Here is a 17,909-nt window from a genome sequence, read left to right on the forward strand (position 1 = left end):
GCGGAGCCCGTGGTGGAAGGACCGGCGTCCGGCGGAGCGCCCGATCTCGTGCACCGCGAGGTCGGCCTGGCGCCCGAGCCTGCGAGCGTGCGCCGGGCCCGGCACGCCGTCGAGGACACGCTGCGCCGCGCCGGCCAGGCCGAGGACGTCGTCGACACCGCGGCCCTGCTGGTCAGCGAGCTGGTGACCAACGCCGTCGTGCACGCCCGCTCGTCGGTCGGGATCACGGTCACCGTCAACCGACGGGGCGTCGTGGTCGAGGTCGCCGACCACAGCCCCCACCTGCCCGTGCAGCGCAGCTTCACCACCGACGCGACGACCGGCCGCGGTCTCGAGCTGCTGCAGGCGCTCTCCGTGCAGCACGGTGCCCGGCGCACCGACTCCGGCGGCAAGGTCGTGTGGTTCGCGCTCGGGCAGCCGCAGCCCGAGCGCGCCGAGCAGGCGGCGCCACAGCCGGAGCCGAGCGTCGAGGTGCGCCTGCTGCACCTGCCGGTCGGCCTCTACGCGACGTTCCTCGAGCACGCGGCGTCGCTGCTGCGCGAGCACCTGATGACGGCGCTCGACGAGGCCACCCGCGCCGACGCCTCCGAGGCCGACGACGCCGCGGCCGGCAACGAGGCGCTGACGGTGCTGGCCGAGGCGGTGGCGCCGTCGCTGGCGGCGGCCGCGCCGGGCGCGAGCTCCGTCGACGCGCGGGCCCAGCTGCCGCGGTCCGCCGTGCCGCGGTTCCTGACCCTGCAGCGCGCCCTCGACCGGGCCGTCGCCCAGGCGGCGGCCGGGCTGCTGCTGGCGCCGGCGAGCCAGCCCGAGATCCGCCGGCTGCGCATCTGGTGCTGCGACCAGGTCGTCAACCAGGCCATGGGCGCGGATCCCGAGCCGTGGAGCCGGCTCGACGCGAGCGCGGCGCCGATGGCGCGCGAGTCGCCGGCGTGGGACACCTCCTCGGTGACCGCGTCGGACCGCGCGCTGCTGGCCGCCGACGACGCCAACCGGATCCTGGCGGTGAGCGCACCCGCCGCCGAGCTGCTCGGCTGGTCGCGCGAGGCGCTGGTGGGGCGCCGGCTGGTGGCGATCATCCCGCCGCGGATGCACGAGGCCCACATCGCCGGCTTCGTCCGCTTCCTGCTCACCGGCGAGCGCCACGTCGTCGGCCGCCGCGTCGAGATGCCCGCGCTGCGCCAGGACGGCAGCGAGGTCCAGGTCGGCCTGCTCGTCGAAGCGCACCGCCTGCCCTCCCAGCGTACCGTCCTCGTCGCCGAGCTCGACCCCGCCTGAACCCTCCCCCAGCGTTGGCACGATGTGACTCCTTGCCAATCCGATTGGCAAGGAGTCACATCGTGCCAACCAGGGGGGGTACGCCGGCGGCACCGCAGACGCGAGACGGGCCGCCTCCCCGGGTGGGGAGGCGGCCCGTCCTGGCCGTGCGGGTGGGGCTAGAGCGACTTGGTGAGGGTCACCTCGGGCAGCGGGGGCTTGGCCTCGCCGCGGAAGGTGAAGCTGGCCTCCTTGCCCTCGCCCTCGATGTCGACGAAGACGATCTCGCCCGGCTTGACCTCGCCGAACAGGATCTTCTCCGACAGCGCGTCCTCGATCTCGCGCTGGATGGTGCGGCGCAGGGGCCGGGCACCCAGGACGGGGTCGTAGCCGCGCTCCGCCAGCAGCTGCTTGGCCGCGGGCGTGAGCTCGAGGCCCATGTCCTTGTCCTTGAGCCGCTCGTCGAGCCGGGCCAGCATCAGGTCGACGATCGTGATGATCTCGGCCTGGGTGAGCTGGTGGAACACGACGATGTCGTCGATGCGGTTGAGGAACTCGGGCCGGAAGTGCTGCTTGAGCTCGTCCTGGACCTTGGCCTTCATCCGGTCGTAGCCGGTCTGGGTGTCGCCCACGGCCGCGAAGCCGAGGTTGAAGCCCTTGGAGATGTCGCGGGTGCCGAGGTTCGTGGTCATGATGATCACGGTGTTCTTGAAGTCGACGACCCGGCCCTGGGAGTCGGTCAGGCGACCGTCCTCCAGGATCTGCAGCAGCGAGTTGAAGATGTCCGGGTGGGCCTTCTCGACCTCGTCGAACAGCACGACCGAGAACGGCTTGCGGCGCACCTTCTCGGTGAGCTGGCCGCCCTCTTCGTAGCCGACGTAGCCGGGGGGCGAGCCGAACAGCCGCGACACGGTGTGCTTCTCCGAGAACTCGCTCATGTCGAGGGCGATCAGCGCGTCCTCGTCACCGAACAGGAACTCGGCCAGCGTCTTGGACAGCTCGGTCTTCCCGACGCCCGAGGGCCCCGCGAAGATGAACGAGCCGCCGGGGCGCTTGGGGTCCTTGAGGCCGGCCCGCGTGCGCCGGATCGCCTGGGACAGGGCCTTGATGGCCTGCTCCTGGCCGATGACCCGGCGGTGCAGCTCGTCCTCCATCTTGAGCAGCCGCTGGCTCTCCTCCTCGGTGAGGCGGAGCACCGGGATGCCGGTGGCGGTGGCGAGCACCTCGGCGATCAGGTCCTCGTCGACCTCGGCCACGACGTCCATGTCGCCGGCCTTCCACTCCTTCTCGCGCTGGGCCTTGTCGCCCAGGAGCCGCTTCTCCTCGTCGCGCAGGCGCGCCGCCTTCTCGAAGTCCTGCGCGTCGATCGCGGACTCCTTCTCGCGGCGGACGCCGGCGATGCGCTCGTCGTACTCGCGCAGGTCCGGCGGCGCGGTCATGCGGCGGATGCGCATGCGCGAGCCGGCCTCGTCGATCAGGTCGATCGCCTTGTCGGGGAGGAAGCGGTCGGAGATGTAGCGGTCGGCCAGCGTGGCCGCCGCGACCAGGGCCGCGTCGGTGATCGAGACCCGGTGGTGCGCCTCGTAGCGGTCGCGCAGGCCCTTGAGGATCTCGATGGTGTGCGGCAGCGAGGGCTCGGCCACCTGGATCGGCTGGAAGCGGCGCTCGAGGGCGGCGTCCTTCTCCAGGTGCTTGCGGTACTCGTCGAGCGTGGTCGCGCCGATGGTCTGGAGCTCGCCGCGGGCGAGCATCGGCTTGAGGATCGAGGCCGCGTCGATCGCGCCCTCGGCGGCACCGGCACCGACGAGCGTGTGGAGCTCGTCGATGAACAGGATGATGTCGCCGCGGGTGCGGATCTCCTTGAGGACCTTCTTGAGCCGCTCCTCGAAGTCGCCGCGGTAGCGCGAGCCGGCGACGAGGGCGCCGAGGTCGAGGGTGTAGAGGTGCTTGTCCTTGAGGGTCTCGGGCACCTCGCCCTTGACGATCGCCTGGGCCAGGCCCTCGACGACCGCGGTCTTGCCGACGCCGGGCTCGCCGATCAGCACCGGGTTGTTCTTGGTGCGGCGCGAGAGCACCTGCATCACGCGCTCGATCTCCTTCTCGCGCCCGATGACCGGGTCGAGCTTGCCCTCGCGAGCGGCCTGCGTGAGGTTGCGGCCGAACTGGTCGAGGACGAGGGAGGTCGAGGGGGCGCCCTCGGCAGGGCCGCCCGCCGTGGCGGTCTCCTTGCCCTGGTAGCCGGAGAGCAGCTGGATGACCTGCTGGCGGACGCGGTTGAGGTCCGCCCCGAGCTTCACGAGCACCTGGGCGGCGACGCCCTCGCCCTCGCGGATGAGCCCGAGCAGGATGTGCTCGGTGCCGATGTAGTTGTGGCCGAGCTGCAGCGCCTCGCGCAGCGAGAGCTCCAGGACCTTCTTGGCGCGCGGGGTGAAGGGGATGTGCCCGGACGGGGCCTGCTGGCCCTGGCCGATGATCTCCTCGACCTGCGAGCGCACGGCCTCCAGCGAGATGCCGAGGGACTCGAGGGCCTTGGCGGCCACGCCCTCGCCCTCGTGGATCAGGCCGAGAAGGATGTGCTCGGTGCCGATGTAGTTGTGGTTGAGCATCCTGGCCTCTTCTTGGGCCAGGACGACGACCCGCCGCGCACGGTCGGTGAACCTCTCGAACATTGCACGCTCCTCACGAAGCGGATCGGACCGGGCGCTCCTAGCGAGCGCCTGTCCTTCCGCATGCTAGCCCCGACGACTCGTCCGTGCGTCGCTGCGTCCGCCCCTGTCGCTCCCCCGGCCCATGCGCCCGACCGGGGAGGAAGGGGACGGAGCGCGGACGAACCGCCACATCCGTACGAGTCGAAGGGGTCAACGAGCACCCGGGCGGCACCATTCCGGCGCCGCAGCGCAGACGGGTACGCCAGGGGCGAACGGCCCCCGGCGCACCCGTCGTCAGCGCTGCGCAGGTCGAGAGGCTGGGCTCAGCCCGCGGCCTTCTCGTACTCCTCGATCACGTTGCTCGGGATGCGGCCGCGGTCGCTGACCGTGTAGCCGTTCTCGCGGGCCCACTCGCGGATGCTGGCGCTGTCGCCGCGTCGGGAGGGGGCGGCCGGCGCGGAGGCGCGGCTGGTGCGGGTGCGCGTGCCGCCGCCCGAGCGCCCGCCGGTGCGGCGCCCGGCGCCGACGTAGGGGGCGAGGGCGTCGCGCAGCGACGCGGCGTTGTCGGCGTTGAGGTCGATCTCGTAGGTCACGCCGTCGAGGGCGAATGTCACCGTCTCTTCGGCGGGACCGCCGTCGATGTCGTCCTCGAGCGTGACGACAGTGCGCTGCGCCATTGTGGTGCCGGCCTTTCTCGGAATGTGTTCGGGAAATGCCAACCTATAGCATCACGGCGCCATTGTGCTAGACGGGAAGGGCGCCGAGCATTGCGCCGAATGGACTACTCCGGGCAATTGTCACGAGCACAACTACTCGCGGTCGTCATTGCTCCGACCGTCCGTGGCGCGGAATGCGAAGACGAGAAGACCGATGAAGGCACCGGCGATGACGACGGTGGGGACGAGCGCGGCGAGTACGTTCACCGCACCAGTCTCGCACCGGCTCGGAGCAGGCGCCGACGCTGCGCCCAGGCGTTTCAGAGGTGGCGGATCATGCGGGTGTTGCCGAGGGTGTTCGGCTTCACCCGCTCGAGGTCCAGGAACTCGGCGACGCCCTCGTCGTAGGACTCGAGCAGCGCGGCGAACACCTCCGGCGAGACCGGCGTCCCCTCGAGCTCGACGAAGCCGTGGTGGCCGAAGAACCCGACCTCGAAGGTGAGGCAGAACACCTTGGCGACGCCGAGGGACGCAGCCTGCTCGAGCAGCTGGGAGAGCAGCGCGCCGCCCACGCCCAGGCCGCGTACGCGTTCGGAGACCGCGAGCGTGCGCACTTCGGCGAGGTCCTCCCAGAGCACGTGCAGCGCGCCGCAGCCCACGACCTGTTGGTCCTGCTCGGCGACCCAGAACTCCTGCACGTCCTCGTAGAGCGTGACGGTGGCCTTGGAGAGCAGCCGGCGGTCGTCGGCGTAGGCGTCGACGAGCCGGCGGATCTCGCGCACGTCGGAGGTGCGCGCCCGCCGCACGCTGACCAGCCCGCGCCGCTGACCCACGAGCGGGCTCTACTGCCCGGGCCGCACGAGCGGGAACAGCACCGTCTCGCGGATGCCCTTGCCCGTCAGCATCATGAGCACGCGGTCGACGCCGATGCCGAGGCCGCCGGAGGGCGGCATCGCGTACTCCAGCGCCCGCAGGAAGTCCTCGTCGAGCACCATCGCGTCGACGTCGCCGCCCGCGGCCAGCAGCGACTGCGCGGTGAGCCGGGCACGCTGCTCGACCGGGTCGACGAGCTCGGAGTAGGCGGTGCCCATCTCGGCGCCGAAGGCCACCAGGTCCCAGCGCTCGGCGACCCGCGGGTCCTGCCGGTGCGCCCGGGTCAGCGGCGAGACGTCGGTCGGGAAGTCCTTGTAGAAGGTGGGGAGCACGGTGTGCTCCTCGACCAGGTGCTCGTAGAGCTCGAGCAGCACCTGCCCGCGGCCCCACTGCGGCGCCAGGGGCACGCCGGCCTTCTCGGCCAGGGCGCTCAGCTCCTCGAGCGTGGAGTCGTTGGTGACCGGCTCGCCGAGGGCGTCGGAGATCGCGTCGTTGACGGTCACGACCCGCCAGTCGCCGCCGATGTCGTGCTCGGCCACCTCGCCGTCGTCGCCGGTGTGGCGGACGACGGTCGAGCCGAGCGCGTCGCGCGCGGTCTGCTGGATCAGCTCGCGGGTGAGGGTGAGCATCGTGTCGTAGTCGCCGTAGGCCTCGTAGGCCTCCAGCATCGTGAACTCGGGGTTGTGGCTGGAGTCCGCGCCCTCGTTGCGGAAGTTGCGGTTGACCTCGAAGACCTTCTCGACGCCACCGACGACCAGCCGCTTGAGGTAGAGCTCGGGCGCGATGCGCAGGAAGAGCTCGAGGTCGTAGGCGTTGATGTGGGTCGTGAACGGGCGCGCGTTCGCGCCGCCGTGGATCGTCTGGAGCATCGGGGTCTCGACCTCGACGTAGCCCCGGGCGTGCATCGTCTCGCGGATGGAGCGCACGGCGGCGCTGCGGGTGTGGAGCATCCTCCGCGACTCGGGGTTGACGATCAGGTCGACGTAGCGCTGGCGCACCCGGGCCTCGGGGTCGGTCAGGCCCTTGTGCTTGTCGGGCAGCGGACGCAGCGACTTCGAGGTGATCGCCCACGAGTCGGCCATCACGCTGAGCTCGCCGCGCCGGCTCGAGATGACCTCGCCCTCGACGCCCACGTGGTCGCCCAGGTCGACGTCGCTCTTCCACGCCTGCAGCCGCTCGGGCCCGAGGGCGTCGAGCGAGAGCATGACCTGCACGTCGCCCGTGGCGTCGCGGATCGTGGCGAAGCAGAGCTTGCCGGTGATCCGGTTGAGCACGACCCGGCCGGTGACGCCGACGCGCTCGCCCGTGCGGGTGTCGGGCTCCAGCCCGGCGTGCCGCTCGCGCAGGGCGGCGATCGTGGTCGTGCGCGGGAAGCCGACGGGGTACGGGTCGACGCCCTCCGCGCGCAGGCGCGCGAGCTTCTCGCGGCGTACCTGCTCCTGCTCGCTCAGGGTCGGCTCGCTGGCGGGGGTCGTGTCACTCACCCGCCCAGGGTACCGAGCCCTTTGTCCGAACCCGCGCGCCGCCGACCTGCGGCGATGCGGCGGCGGGTTCGGACGCAGCGGTGTCAGCGGCCGCGCAGGGAGCGGTAGCGGCGGATGAGCGCGTTGGTCGAGCTGTCGTGCGCCAGGTCGGCGTCGGAGCCGGCGGTCAGCTCGGGTGCGATCCGCTTGGCGAGCACCTTGCCCAGCTCGACGCCCCACTGGTCGAAGCTGTTGATGCCCCAGATCGTGCCCTGCGTGAAGACCTTGTGCTCGTAGGTCGCGATGAGCTGGCCCAGGGTGCGCGGGGTGAGCTCGGGGAGAAGGATAGAGTTCGTGGGCCGGTTGCCCTCGAAGGTCCGGTGCGGCACCAGCTCCTCGGCGACGCCTTCCTCGCGCAGCGCCTCGGGGGTCTTGCCGAACGCCAGCGCCTCGGGCTGGGCGAAGTAGTTGGCCATCAGCAGGTCCTGGTGCTCGCCGACGTCCTCGGCCGGCCGGGCGATGCCGATGAAGTCGGCCGGGACCATCGTCGTGCCCTGGTGGATCAGCTGGTAGTAGGCGTGCTGGCCGTTGGTGCCGGGGGTGCCCCACACGATCGGGCCCGTCGGGGCGTCGACCGGCTGCCCCGACAGCGTCACCGACTTGCCGTTGGACTCCATGTCGAGCTGCTGGAGGTAGTCCGCGAGCTTGTCGAGGTACTGGCTGTAGGGCAGCACGGCGTGCGTCTGGGCGCCGAAGAAGTCGCGGTACCAGATGCCGATCAGCCCCAGCAGCACCGGCACGTTGCGCTCGAGCGGCGTCGTGCGCACGTGCTCGTCGATCTCGTGCATGCCGGCGAGCAGCTCGCGGAAGCCGTCCGGCCCGACCGCCACCATCAGCGAGAGCCCGATCGCGCTGTCGAAGGAGTACCGGCCGCCCACCCAGTCCCAGAAGCCGAACATGTTGGCGGTGTCGATGCCGAACCCGCCGACCGCCTCGGCGTTGGTCGAGACCGCGACGAAGTGCTTGGCGACGGCCGACTCGTCGCCCAGCTGCCCGACCAGCCAGTCGCGTGCGGTCGTGGCGTTGGTCAGCGTCTCCAGCGTCGTGAACGTCTTGGAGCTGACGATGAACAGCGTGGTCGCCGCGTCGAGCCCGCGGGTCGCCTCCGCGATGTCGGCACCGTCGACGTTGGAGACGAACCGGCACTCGATCTCGCGCTGGGTGAACGGCTTGAGCGCGGTGTAGGCCATGGCAGGCCCCAGGTCGGAGCCGCCGATGCCGATGTTGATGACCGTACGGATGCGCTGGCCCGTGTGCCCTACCCACTCGCCGCTGCGCACGGAGTCGGCGAACGCCGCCATCCGGTCGAGCACCTCGTGCACCTGCGGCACGACGTCGACGCCGTCCACCTCGACGACCGCCCCCCGCGGAGCGCGCAGCGCCGTGTGCAGCACCGCGCGCCCCTCGGTCGTGTTGATCTTCTCGCCGGTGACCATCGCCTCGAACCGCTCGGCGACCCCCCGCTCGCGGGCCAGGTCGACCAGGATCTCCAGCGTCTCGGCGGTCAGCCGGTTCTTGCTGTAGTCGACGAACAGGTCGCCGGCGCTCGCGGTGAAGGTCTCGCCGCGCGTCGGGTCCTGCTCGAACAGCTCGCGCAGGTGCAGGTCCTTGACCTGCTCGTAGTGGGCGTTGAGCCGGGCCCACGCCGCGGCGTCGGTGAGGGGGGTCTGCTCCGAGGTCGTCATGCAGTCATCCTCCCGCCGCTCCGCCGCGCCTAACCAGCGAGGTGCCTCACTCGGCTGGGGCCACGAGCCAGCGCCGCCGCAGCGCGTGCGCCGCCGCCTTGGGCTGGCGGTCGCGGGTGAACACGCCCTTCCTGTTGCCACCGACGCGCATGACGCCGGGGGCGGTCGCGAAGTCGGCGAAGTTCCAGACGTGCTCGCCGACGACGGCGGGGATGCGGTCGAGGACGCGGTGGTTCATGTCGAGGTAGGCGACCTGGTACTCCTCCGACCACGGCTCGGCGGCCAGGCTGTGGAGACCGGCCAGGGTGTCGGCGCCGTACTCGGTGACGATGATGGGCTTGCCGTCGCCCGCCCACCCGCGCAGCTCCTGCTCCCACGCGAGCTCGGCCGCGTCGAGGTCGCCGGTGTGGACGTACCAGCCGTAGTAGCGGTTCAGCATGATGACGTCCCCGAACTGGGAGACGCGGCACGTCCCGTGCGGCGCGAGGGCGACGTTGACGAAGCCCACGGGCCGGGTGGGGTCGGCCTCGCGGGCGACGTCGAACAGCGGGCGGAAGTACTCCTCGGCCGCAGCGGTCTCGCTCTCCGGCTCGTTGGCGATGCTCCACAGCACGACGCAGGGGTGGTTCTTGTCGCGCGCCACCAGCTCGCGGATCGCCTGGGCGTGCACGGCCTGCGTCGTGCCGTTGATGGTCTCGGCCGAGAACGTGGTCCTGCCAGGAGGCCCGGGGATGCTGCCGCCCAGCCCGAAGTGCAGCCCGACGGCCGCCACCTCGTCGATCAGGACGATCCCCTCGCGGTCGGCGAGGTCGAGGACGTCCTCGGAGTAGGGGTAGTGCGAGGTGCGGAAGGAGTTGGCACCGATCCAGCGCAGCAGCTCGAAGTCCCGCAGCAGGTAGGCGTCGCTGTGGGCCCTGCCGATCACCGCGGCGTCCTCGTGCTTGCCGAAGCCCCTGAAGTGGAACGGCTCGCCGTTCACCAGGAACTCGGTGCCCCGGACCTCGACCGTGCGCACCCCGACCGGCTGCAGCCAGCTGTCGAGGACGGCGCCGTCGTGCTCCAGCCGCACCTCGAGCTCGTAGAGGTAGCCGTCGCCCGGCGCCCACCGGTGCACGTCCTCGACACGAAGGGTCCCGGAGGCGCCGGTGCCGGTCGCGACCACCGCGCCGGTGCCGTCGCGCAGGGTCGCCGCCACGTCGTACGCCGCGGTGCCGCGCACCTCGACGTCGTACGCGACGGTGCCGACGCTGCCCTCGAGCCCGGTCACGACGGTGACGTCGTCCACCCACGTCGTCGGCGTGCTCGAGAGCCACACGTGCCGGTGGATGCCGGCGTAGTTGTAGAAGTCGTGGAACCAGCGCTGCCGCGGCCCTCTCGGCGTCTGGACCACGAGGCCTGGCGGGATCGTCTCGAACGAGAGGCGGTTGTCGACGCAGACGGTGATGCGGACGAGCTCGCCGGCGCGTACGTGCTCGGTGACGTCGGCCTCGAACGGTGTGTAGCCGCCCTCGTGGCTCACCACCTCGGTGTCGCCCACCCACACCGTCGCCCGGTGCGTGGCGGACTCGAGGTGCAGCACCACCCGGGAGCCGTCCCAGCCGCGCGGGACCCGGGCCGTGGTCTGGTACCAGAGCTCGCCGGCGTAGTCGCGGACGTCGGGATCGGCGACGATGTCGTTGAAGCTGGCCGGCACCGCCATGAGGCGGTACTGCTCGAGCGGCGCGGCGAACCACCGCTGCGCGCGGCCCTCGCCGGCGCCGTCGAGGCGGAAGCGCCACAGGCCGTCGAGCGACCTGCGTTCACGGGTGCGGGTGTCCTGGGGCCGCAGCATCGGGGCTCCTCTCGTCGGTGTCGGTCCGTGCGGCGTCTCAGCGCAGCCGGTAGAGCACCTCTCCGGCGTCGGGGACGACGAGTGTGTCGGGGTCGGCCGCGAGGGCCGCCAGGTCGACGTCGGCCGGGTCGAGGTGGTCGAGGTTGGCACCGCGCACGACGGACTCGGGGATGCCGGTGGCGAGCGTGACCTTCACCCGGTCGTGCTCGCCGTGCTCGGGGTCCCACGTGCCGGCCCCGCGCAGGTGGGTCGAGTGGGCGAGCACTCCCCAGTGCAGGTCGGAGAAGCGGTCCCACTGCTTCACGAAGTAGTCGCGGCAGTGGTATCCGATGGTCTCGATCTCGGGGTGCATGGCCGCGATGCGCGTGATGTGCGGGGCGTAGAGGATGACCTCCCCGCCGTCGGCGACGACGGGCTCGAGCTTGTAGAAGCCCTTGGCGCCGGTCCAGATGTCGTCGTACTTCCTCGGCATCACCGAGACCACGCGCCGCACGGGGGCGTCGAGGTAGCGCACGTGCGTCTCGGCCGACACGTCGGCGGCCGCCGCCCACGCGGACTCCGGCGTGCCGAACGCCGCAGCGTGCAGGCTGCTCGTGCCTGCCTGCACCACGACGCAGAGCGCCAGCCGCTCGCTCGGCACGAGCCGGGCCGCCTCGTCGATGAGCGCCCGCACGGGCGTGGTGCCGCGGGTGCCGATGATCTGTGCGCTGGTGATGAGCGCGCCCAGCCAGTGGGAGATGTCGATGATCTCCTGGCCTGCGACGCCGGGGAAGAAGTACTTGTTGCCGCCGGAGAACCCGACGACCTCGTGGGGGAAGACCGGGCCGACGACGAGGGCCACGTCGTGCTCGGCGACCGCGCGGTTGAGCTTGACGTCGACGCCGGTGTGCAGCAGGCCGCCCGACAGCTCGGCGATGCGGTCGGCCGGGATGTGGCCGAGGTCGACGAAGGTCGCCGGGTCCTGCCACTCGTGGTTGAGGACCTGCATGCCGGGATAGCGCTCGGCCCGGCCCCCGGGCGGGGCGCCGAGCCAGTCGTCGAGGTCGGCCTCGGCCATGGGCGCGTGCGTGCCCAGCGCGACGAGCACCGTCAGCCTCGACACCCGGCCGTGCAGGGCGTCGTGGACGGCGCCCATGAGCAGCGGCAGCGGACAGCTCCGCGTACGGTCAGGGACCACGACGCAGACGCTGCGGCCGTCGAGGTCCGCCGACGCCAGCGCGGACCGCACGAAGGCGGTGACCTCGTCGGAGGACAGCACCCGGTCGGCGCCACCCGCGAAGGCGGCCGGGGAGCCGGCGTCGACGGCACTCACCGGTTGCGCTCGAACGCCAGCCGGAGGCCGTGCAGCGTGAGCCACGGCTCGTGCACGTCGATGGTGGCCGACTCCGCCAGCACGAGCGGTGCGAGACCGCCCGTGGCGATCACGGTCACGTCGTCGGGGTCGTCGGCGAGCTCGCGGGCCATCCGCTCGACGATGCCGTCGACCTGGCCGGCGAAGCCGAAGACGATGCCGGACTGCAGCGCCTCGACGGTGTTGCGGCCGATGACCGAGCGCGGGCGGGCGATCTCGACCCGGCGCAGCTGCGCGCCGCGCGACCCGAGCGCCTCGACGGAGATCTCGACGCCCGGGGCGATGGCCCCGCCGACGAACTCGCCGCGCACCGACACCGCGTCGAAGGAGGTGGCAGTGCCGAAGTCGACGACGATCGCCGGCCCGCCGTGCAGGGCCACGGCGGCCAGCGTGTTGAGGATGCGGTCCGAGCCGACCTCCTTGGGGTTGTCGGTGAGCACCGGCACCCCCGTCTTCACGCCCGGCTCGACGATGACGCTCGGCACGTCGGCGTAGTAGCGGGCGCAGAGGTCGCGCATCTCGTGGAGCACCGCCGGCACGGTGGAGCAGACCGCGATGCCCTCGACCACCGGCTGCATCGAGCTGCCGGCCAGCAGCGAGCGCAGGACGACGGCGATCTCGTCGGCCGTGCGGCGAGGGTCGGTGGCGATGCGCCAGTGCTCGACGACCTCGGCACCGTCGAAGAGCCCCAGCACCATGTGGGTGTTGCCGATGTCGATGGTCAGCAGCACGTCGCTCAGCCCTTCTCGCCACGGGCCGGCAGCCCGTGCAGGTCGAGCCCGATGTCGAGCACCTGCGCCGAGTGGGTCAGCGCTCCGACGGCGAGGTAGTCGACGCCCGTCTCTGCGACGTCGCGCGCGCTGCGCAGCGTCAGCCCGCCGCTGGCTTCGAGCCGCGCCCGGCCGGCGACGAGGGCGACGGCCCGCCGCAGGTCCTCGACCCCCATGTTGTCGAGCAGCACCAGGTCGGCGCCCGCCTCCACAGCCAGCACCGCGTCCTCGACCGTGTCGGCCTCGACCTCGATCGGCAGCCGCGGCCAGCGGCTGCGCACCGCCTCGAACGCGGCCACCACTCCCCCGGCCGCGACGACGTGGTTGTCCTTGACCATCGCGGCGTCGGAGAGCGACATGCGGTGGTTGACGCCGCCCCCGCAGCGCACGGCGTACTTCTCGAGGATGCGGAGGCCTGGCGTGGTCTTGCGGGTGTCGCGGATCTCGGCACCCGTGCCGCGCACGGCGTCGACCCAGATGGCCGTCAGCGTCGCGATCCCCGACAGCCGACCCATGAGGTTGAGGGCGGTGCGCTCGGCCGTGAGCACGGCGCGGGTCGGCCCGGCGACGGTGGCGACCGCCGTGCCCGCCGCGACGACGGTGCCGTCGCGGACCACCGGCTCGAGGACCGCACCACCGGCGAGCTCGAAGACCGCTGCGGCCACGGGGATGCCGGCGATCGCACCGTCGGAGCGGGTCACCAGGTCGCCCGCGGTCAGGGCGTGCTCGTCGACGGTGGCGACCGTCGTGACGTCCACGCCGCCGTCGAGGTCCTCGTCGAGGGCCCGCTGCACGATGTCGACGACCCGCTCGGGGTCGAGGCCGGCGTTGGTCAGTGCGGCGCGGGTCTCGGGGCGCAGCTCGCTCATCCCAGCCGTCCCGGGGAGCGCAGCGGGCGCGGGCGCGTCGAGAGGGAGCCGGCGGTCAGGGTGGTCACGAGGTGGGTCCTCCAGGTGTCGTCGTCGCGCTCGGGATGGTCCTCGCGCCAGTGCGAGCCGCGCGTCTCGGTGCGCGTGCGCGCCGCGAGCGTCAGCGCCGAGGCCACGGTCAGCAGGTTGGTGGCCTCCCACGCCTCGATGCCGCGGGCCGCTCCGGTGCCGGCCGCGAGGGTACGCAGCGCCTCCGCGGTCGCCGCGAGGCTGGCTGCCGAGCGCAGCACGCCGGCGCCCTCCGACATCGCCCGCTGCAGCGGCGGGCGCGCGCTGCGGTCGAGCAGCCCCGCGGGACGGGTCTCCGCCGCCGGCTCGCCCTGCGGCGGGAGGCTCGTGCCGCCGAAGGAGTCGGCGATGCGCGCCGCGAAGACGAGCCCCTCGAGCAGGGAGTTCGACGCGAGCCGGTTGGCGCCGTGCACGCCGGTGCACGCGACCTCGCCACAGGCGTACAGGCCCTCGACGCTCGTGCGCCCCTCGAGGTCGGTCAGCACCCCGCCGCTGGCGTAGTGGCACGCGGGGACGACGGGGATGAGGTCGTGCACCGGGTCGACGCCGTGCTCTCGGCAGCTGGCGAGGATGGTGGGGAACCGGCGCCGCCACGTCTCCTCGCCGAAGTGCCGGCCGTCGAGCCAGACGTGGTCGGTGCCGGTCTCGCGCATGCGCCGCAGGATCGCCTTGGCCACGACGTCGCGGGGGGCGAGGTCGGCCATCGGGTGCACGCCCTGGAGGAACCGGACCCCCTCGTCGTCGACGAGGAACGCCCCTTCACCGCGGACGGCCTCGGAGACCAGCGGCTGCTGACCACCGGAGACCTCCCCGAGCCACAGCACGGTCGGGTGGAACTGCACGAACTCGAGGTCGGCCACCTCGGCACCGGCCCGCAGGGCGAGGGCCACGCCGTCACCGGTCGACACCGACGGGTTGGTCGTGGAGGCGTAGACCTGGCCCAGCCCGCCCGTCGCCAGCACGACCGCGCGCCCGAGCGCGGCACCGACGCCGTCGCGGATCCCCTCGCCGATGACGTGGAGCGTCACCCCGCAGGCACGGCCCCCCGCGGTCGTGAGCAGGTCGAGCACCAGCGCGTGCTCGACCACCTCGACCTCTGGGTCGGCGTGCACGGCGGCGATGAGCGCGCGCTCGACCTCGAGCCCGGTCGCGTCGCCGCCCGCGTGCACGATGCGGTCGCGGTGGTGGCCGCCCTCGCGGGTCAGCGACAGCGCACCCGCGGCGTCGCGGTCGAGCCGGGCACCGAGGTCGATCAGCTCGCGCACCCGGCGCGGGCCCTCGGTGACCAGGACGCGGACCGCGTCCTCCTCGCACAGGCCGACGCCCGCGACGAGGGTGTCGTCGAGGTGCTCCTCCGGCGAGTCGTCGGGAGCCAGCGCCGCCGCGATGCCGCCCTGCGCCCAGCGGGTGGAGCCGGCGTCGAGGAACGTCTTGGTGACGAGCAGCACCGAGAGCCCGGCGCGACGGGCGCCCAGTGCCACGGTGAGTCCCGCGATGCCACTGCCGACCACGACCACGTCGGCGCGCGCGGTCCAGCCGGGCTCCGGTGCGTCGAGCCGCTGCGGCAGCCCCTCGACGGTCGTCATGCGGCCGACCCGAGCCGCACGGGCACGTTGTCGATGAGCCGGGTGGTGCCGACGCGGGCGGCGACGAGCAGGCGGGCCTCGCCGCCGCGCGGGTCCGCCGAGAAGCCAGGCCCGCGCAGCTCGAGGTAGTCGACGCGTACCCCCGACGCACCGGCCAGCACCTCGCGTCCCGCCGCGAGGACCGCCTCGGACCCCCGGGCGCCCTGAGCAGCGCCGGCCTGCAGGGCACGCGACAGCGCGAGCGCCGCCGCCCGCTCGTCGGCCGAGAGGTAGCGGTTGCGGCTCGAGAGGGCCAGCCCGTCGGGCTCGCGCACGGTGGGCACGCCGACGACCTCCACGCCGAGCGACAGGTCGGTCGCCATCGCCGTGACCAGCGAGAGCTGCTGCCAGTCCTTCTCGCCGAAGAACGCGAGCTGCGGGCGCACGAGGTTCATCAGCTTGAGCACCACCGTGAGCACGCCCGCGAAGTGCCCCGGCCGGGAGGCGCCCTCCAGGTCGCTCCCGGGCGGCCCGGGGTCGACGCGCACGACCGGCTCGCGGGGGTAGACCTCGGCCGCCGAGGGGGCGAAGACCACGTCGACCCCCTCACGGCGGCAGACCTCGAGGTCGTCGTCGAGCGTGCGCGGATAGCGCTCGAAGTCCTCCCCCGGCCCGAACTGCAGCGGGTTGACGAACACCGTCACGACGACGGTGCCGGTGTCGCCGACGCGGGCCCGCGCGGCGCGCACGAGAGCGGCGTGCCCCGCGTGCAGGGCGCCCATCGTCATGACGACGGCGAGCGGGCCGCGGCCCTCGAGCGAGGTACGCAGTGCTGCCGTCTCGTGCACCAGTGCGGTCATCGGGCCCTCCCGGCTCTCGTCATCGGGCCCTGCCGGCCAGGACGTCGAGCAGCGGCTCGGCCCGCTCGGGCGCGAGCACCCCGGCCGCCAGCGCGCGGTCGGCGGTGAGCCGGGCGAGGGCGACGTAGGCGGCCGCCGCCTCCGGCGAGACCAGCCCCAGCTCGTGGACGTGCGAGGCCACGGTGCCGGCGTCGCCGCGCGCCACCGGGCCGGTCAGGGCCAGGTCGCCGTTGCGCAGGGCGCCGTCGAGGGCGGCCGACAGCAGCGGCGCCACGAAGCGGGCCGGCTGCTCGATGCCGCAGGTGACCAGCAGGTCGAGCGACTGCGCCACCAGCGTCACGAGGGAGTTCGCAGCACCTGCGAGCGCCGCGTGGTAGAGCGGGCGCAGCGACTCGGGCACGCCCTGCGGCTCGCCGCCCATCTCCACGACCAGCGCCTGGCCGATGGGCACGAGCGGCTCGGGCGCGGTCACCGCGAAGGGGCAGCCCGCCAGGCGCGAGAGGTCGACCGGCGTGCCGGTGAAGGTCATCGCCGGGTGGATCGCGAGCGGCAGGGCACCCGCCTCGACCGCCGGCTGGAGCACGCCGACGCCGTGCCGGCCGCTGAGGTGGACGAGCAGGGTGCCGGGGCGCACGGCGCCGACCTCGGCCAGTCCGCGGGCCAGGGGTGCCAGCTCGTCGTCGGGCACGGCGAGCACGGCGAGTCCCGCACGCGACACGACGTCGGCGGGCGGGAGCAGCGGCACGCCCGGCAGCAGCGCGGCGGCGCGCGACCGGCTGGCCTCCGAGACGCCCGAGGCGGCCACGACCCGGTGGCCGGCGCCGCCGAGCGCCGCACCGATGACCGCACCGGCCCGGCCCGTGCCGACGACGCCCACGTCGAGGCGGGCGGGCCGCGCACGGGCGGCGGGTGACGCGGGCAGCGGCATGGGGGTTCACGTTCCAGTCCACGAGGGGTACCAGACGGCCTGTCCCGGCCAGCCTATCCGGGCGCCAGACTGCTCGCGTGCTCCTGACCTGGCGCGAGGCGACGGCGGCCGCGCTCTACGGCCGCGGAGGCTTCTACGTGCGCGAGGAGCCACGCGCGCACTTCCGCACCTCGGCGCACGTGCCGTCGTTCGCCCGCGCGGTCGCCGCCCTGGCCGACCGCCACGGGCTGCGCACCGTGGTGGACCTGGGCGCCGGCGGCGGCGAGCTGGTCGCCGGCCTCGCCGCCCTGCAACCCGACCTGGCGCTGCACGGCGTCGACCTGGCTCCCCGGCCGGTGGGCCTGGCTCCGGCCGTGGGCTGGACGGCCGAGCTCCCCCGCTGCGACGGTGCGCTCGTCGTCGCCAACGAGTGGCTCGACTCCGTGCCGGTCGACGTCCTCGAGCAGACCGGCGACGGCCCGCGGCTGGTGCTCGTCGACCCGCGGACGGGCGGGGAGGCGCTCGGCGACGCGCCAGCTCCGAACGACCTCGCCTGGCTCGACCGCTGGTGGCCGCTGCGCCGGGTCGGCGAGCGCGCGGAGGTGGGGCTCCCGCGCGACGCTGCCTGGGCCGCGGTCGTGCGCGCCGTCGACGGGGTCGCCGTGGCGGTCGACTACGCCCACACCCGCGACGAGCGGGCAGCGGGCGCGTACGCCGACGGCACCCTGCGCGCGCACCGCGGCGGCCGCCTGGTGCGACCGGTGCCGGACGGGTCGTGCGACGTGACGAGCGCCGTCGCGCTCGACGCGGTGCAGGCCGCCGGTGAGCAGGCGGGGGCGACCACGCTGGCGGTGTCCTCCCAGCGGGACGCGATGGACGGGCTGCTGGAGGCGGGCGGCCTCCAGCAGCGGCTCGAGCGGGCCGAGCTGCGCGACCCGGCCGCGCTGGGCGGGTTCACGTGGCTGGTGCAGCGGTGCGGCGTACGCGTGCAGTGACGGGCGTTGCACGCGCCGTCTGCCGTCATCGCCGAGCCCTGAGCGGGCCGCCG

General features: G+C 73.3%; 14 protein-coding genes. 2 read left to right on the plus strand and 12 right to left on the minus strand.

The window, feature by feature from the left end:
* Nucleotides 1-48: 48 nt before the first annotated feature.
* Nucleotides 49-1,275, plus strand: coding sequence for an ATP-binding protein (locus CLV35_RS08410; RefSeq protein WP_183061881.1), 1,227 nt, complete (start codon nucleotides 49-51; stop codon nucleotides 1,273-1,275).
* A 158-nt stretch (nucleotides 1,276-1,433) separates the two neighbouring features.
* On the opposite strand, the gene CLV35_RS08415 is transcribed toward CLV35_RS08410, so the two are convergent.
* The 12 genes from CLV35_RS08415 to CLV35_RS08470 all read right to left on the minus strand — a co-directional run bounded on the left by CLV35_RS08415 (nucleotide 1,434) and on the right by CLV35_RS08470 (nucleotide 16,882).
* Nucleotides 1,434-3,923, minus strand: a complete 2,490-nt coding sequence (locus CLV35_RS08415) for an ATP-dependent Clp protease ATP-binding subunit (protein ID WP_121193055.1) — start codon at nucleotides 3,921-3,923, stop codon at nucleotides 1,434-1,436.
* A 302-nt stretch (nucleotides 3,924-4,225) separates the two neighbouring features.
* Nucleotides 4,226-4,579, minus strand: coding sequence for a histone-like nucleoid-structuring protein Lsr2 (locus tag CLV35_RS08420; RefSeq protein ID WP_121193056.1), 354 nt, complete (start codon nucleotides 4,577-4,579; stop codon nucleotides 4,226-4,228).
* 299 nt (nucleotides 4,580-4,878) lie between these two features.
* Complete coding sequence (locus CLV35_RS08425) at nucleotides 4,879-5,391, minus strand: amino-acid N-acetyltransferase (RefSeq protein ID WP_121193057.1); 513 nt, start codon at nucleotides 5,389-5,391, stop codon at nucleotides 4,879-4,881.
* Nucleotides 5,392-5,400: 9 nt separating this feature from the next.
* Complete coding sequence (lysX, locus tag CLV35_RS08430; RefSeq protein WP_121193058.1) at nucleotides 5,401-6,915, minus strand: bifunctional lysylphosphatidylglycerol synthetase/lysine--tRNA ligase LysX; 1,515 nt, start codon at nucleotides 6,913-6,915, stop codon at nucleotides 5,401-5,403.
* Nucleotides 6,916-6,998: 83 nt separating this feature from the next.
* Nucleotides 6,999-8,639, minus strand: coding sequence for a glucose-6-phosphate isomerase (gene pgi / locus CLV35_RS08435; RefSeq protein ID WP_121193059.1), 1,641 nt, complete (start codon nucleotides 8,637-8,639; stop codon nucleotides 6,999-7,001).
* 46 nt (nucleotides 8,640-8,685) lie between these two features.
* A complete protein-coding gene (uidA, locus tag CLV35_RS08440) occupies nucleotides 8,686-10,470 on the minus strand; it encodes a beta-glucuronidase (protein ID WP_121193060.1) in 1,785 nt (594 codons plus the stop codon).
* Between the two features lie 37 nt (nucleotides 10,471-10,507).
* The gene (locus tag CLV35_RS08445) at nucleotides 10,508-11,782 is read right to left on the minus strand and encodes a lactate racemase domain-containing protein (protein ID WP_121193061.1); all 1,275 of its coding nucleotides are present in this window, start codon (nucleotides 11,780-11,782) and stop codon (nucleotides 10,508-10,510) included.
* Nucleotides 11,779-12,552, minus strand: coding sequence for a type III pantothenate kinase (locus tag CLV35_RS08450; protein WP_121193062.1), 774 nt, complete (start codon nucleotides 12,550-12,552; stop codon nucleotides 11,779-11,781). The genes CLV35_RS08445 and CLV35_RS08450 overlap by 4 nt, the downstream gene beginning before the upstream one ends.
* 5 nt (nucleotides 12,553-12,557) lie before the next feature.
* Nucleotides 12,558-13,460: a carboxylating nicotinate-nucleotide diphosphorylase gene (nadC, locus tag CLV35_RS08455; protein ID WP_121193063.1), complete on the minus strand. Its 903-nt coding sequence runs from the start codon at nucleotides 13,458-13,460 to the stop codon at nucleotides 12,558-12,560.
* On the minus strand, nucleotides 13,457-15,115 hold the full coding sequence (locus CLV35_RS08460) for an L-aspartate oxidase (RefSeq protein WP_121193064.1): 1,659 nt from the start codon (nucleotides 15,113-15,115) through the stop codon (nucleotides 13,457-13,459). Before CLV35_RS08460 ends, nadC begins: the two co-directional genes overlap by 4 nt.
* Nucleotides 15,112-15,954 carry a pantoate--beta-alanine ligase gene (gene panC / locus CLV35_RS08465; RefSeq protein ID WP_121193065.1) on the minus strand — a complete coding sequence of 281 codons (843 nt, stop codon included), beginning with the start codon at nucleotides 15,952-15,954 and terminating at the stop codon, nucleotides 15,112-15,114. Before panC ends, CLV35_RS08460 begins: the two co-directional genes overlap by 4 nt.
* A gap of 19 nt (nucleotides 15,955-15,973) precedes the next feature.
* On the minus strand, nucleotides 15,974-16,882 hold the full coding sequence (locus CLV35_RS08470) for a Rossmann-like and DUF2520 domain-containing protein (protein ID WP_121193066.1): 909 nt from the start codon (nucleotides 16,880-16,882) through the stop codon (nucleotides 15,974-15,976).
* Between the two features lie 77 nt (nucleotides 16,883-16,959).
* On the opposite strand from CLV35_RS08470, the gene CLV35_RS08475 reads away from it, so the two are divergent.
* On the plus strand, nucleotides 16,960-17,856 hold the full coding sequence (locus CLV35_RS08475) for an SAM-dependent methyltransferase (RefSeq protein ID WP_121193067.1): 897 nt from the start codon (nucleotides 16,960-16,962) through the stop codon (nucleotides 17,854-17,856).
* Nucleotides 17,857-17,909 lie beyond the last annotated feature (53 nt).

Origin of the sequence: Motilibacter peucedani, assembly GCF_003634695.1 — a bacterium.
In the GTDB taxonomy this organism is placed as follows: Bacteria; Actinomycetota; Actinomycetes; order Motilibacterales; family Motilibacteraceae; genus Motilibacter; species Motilibacter peucedani.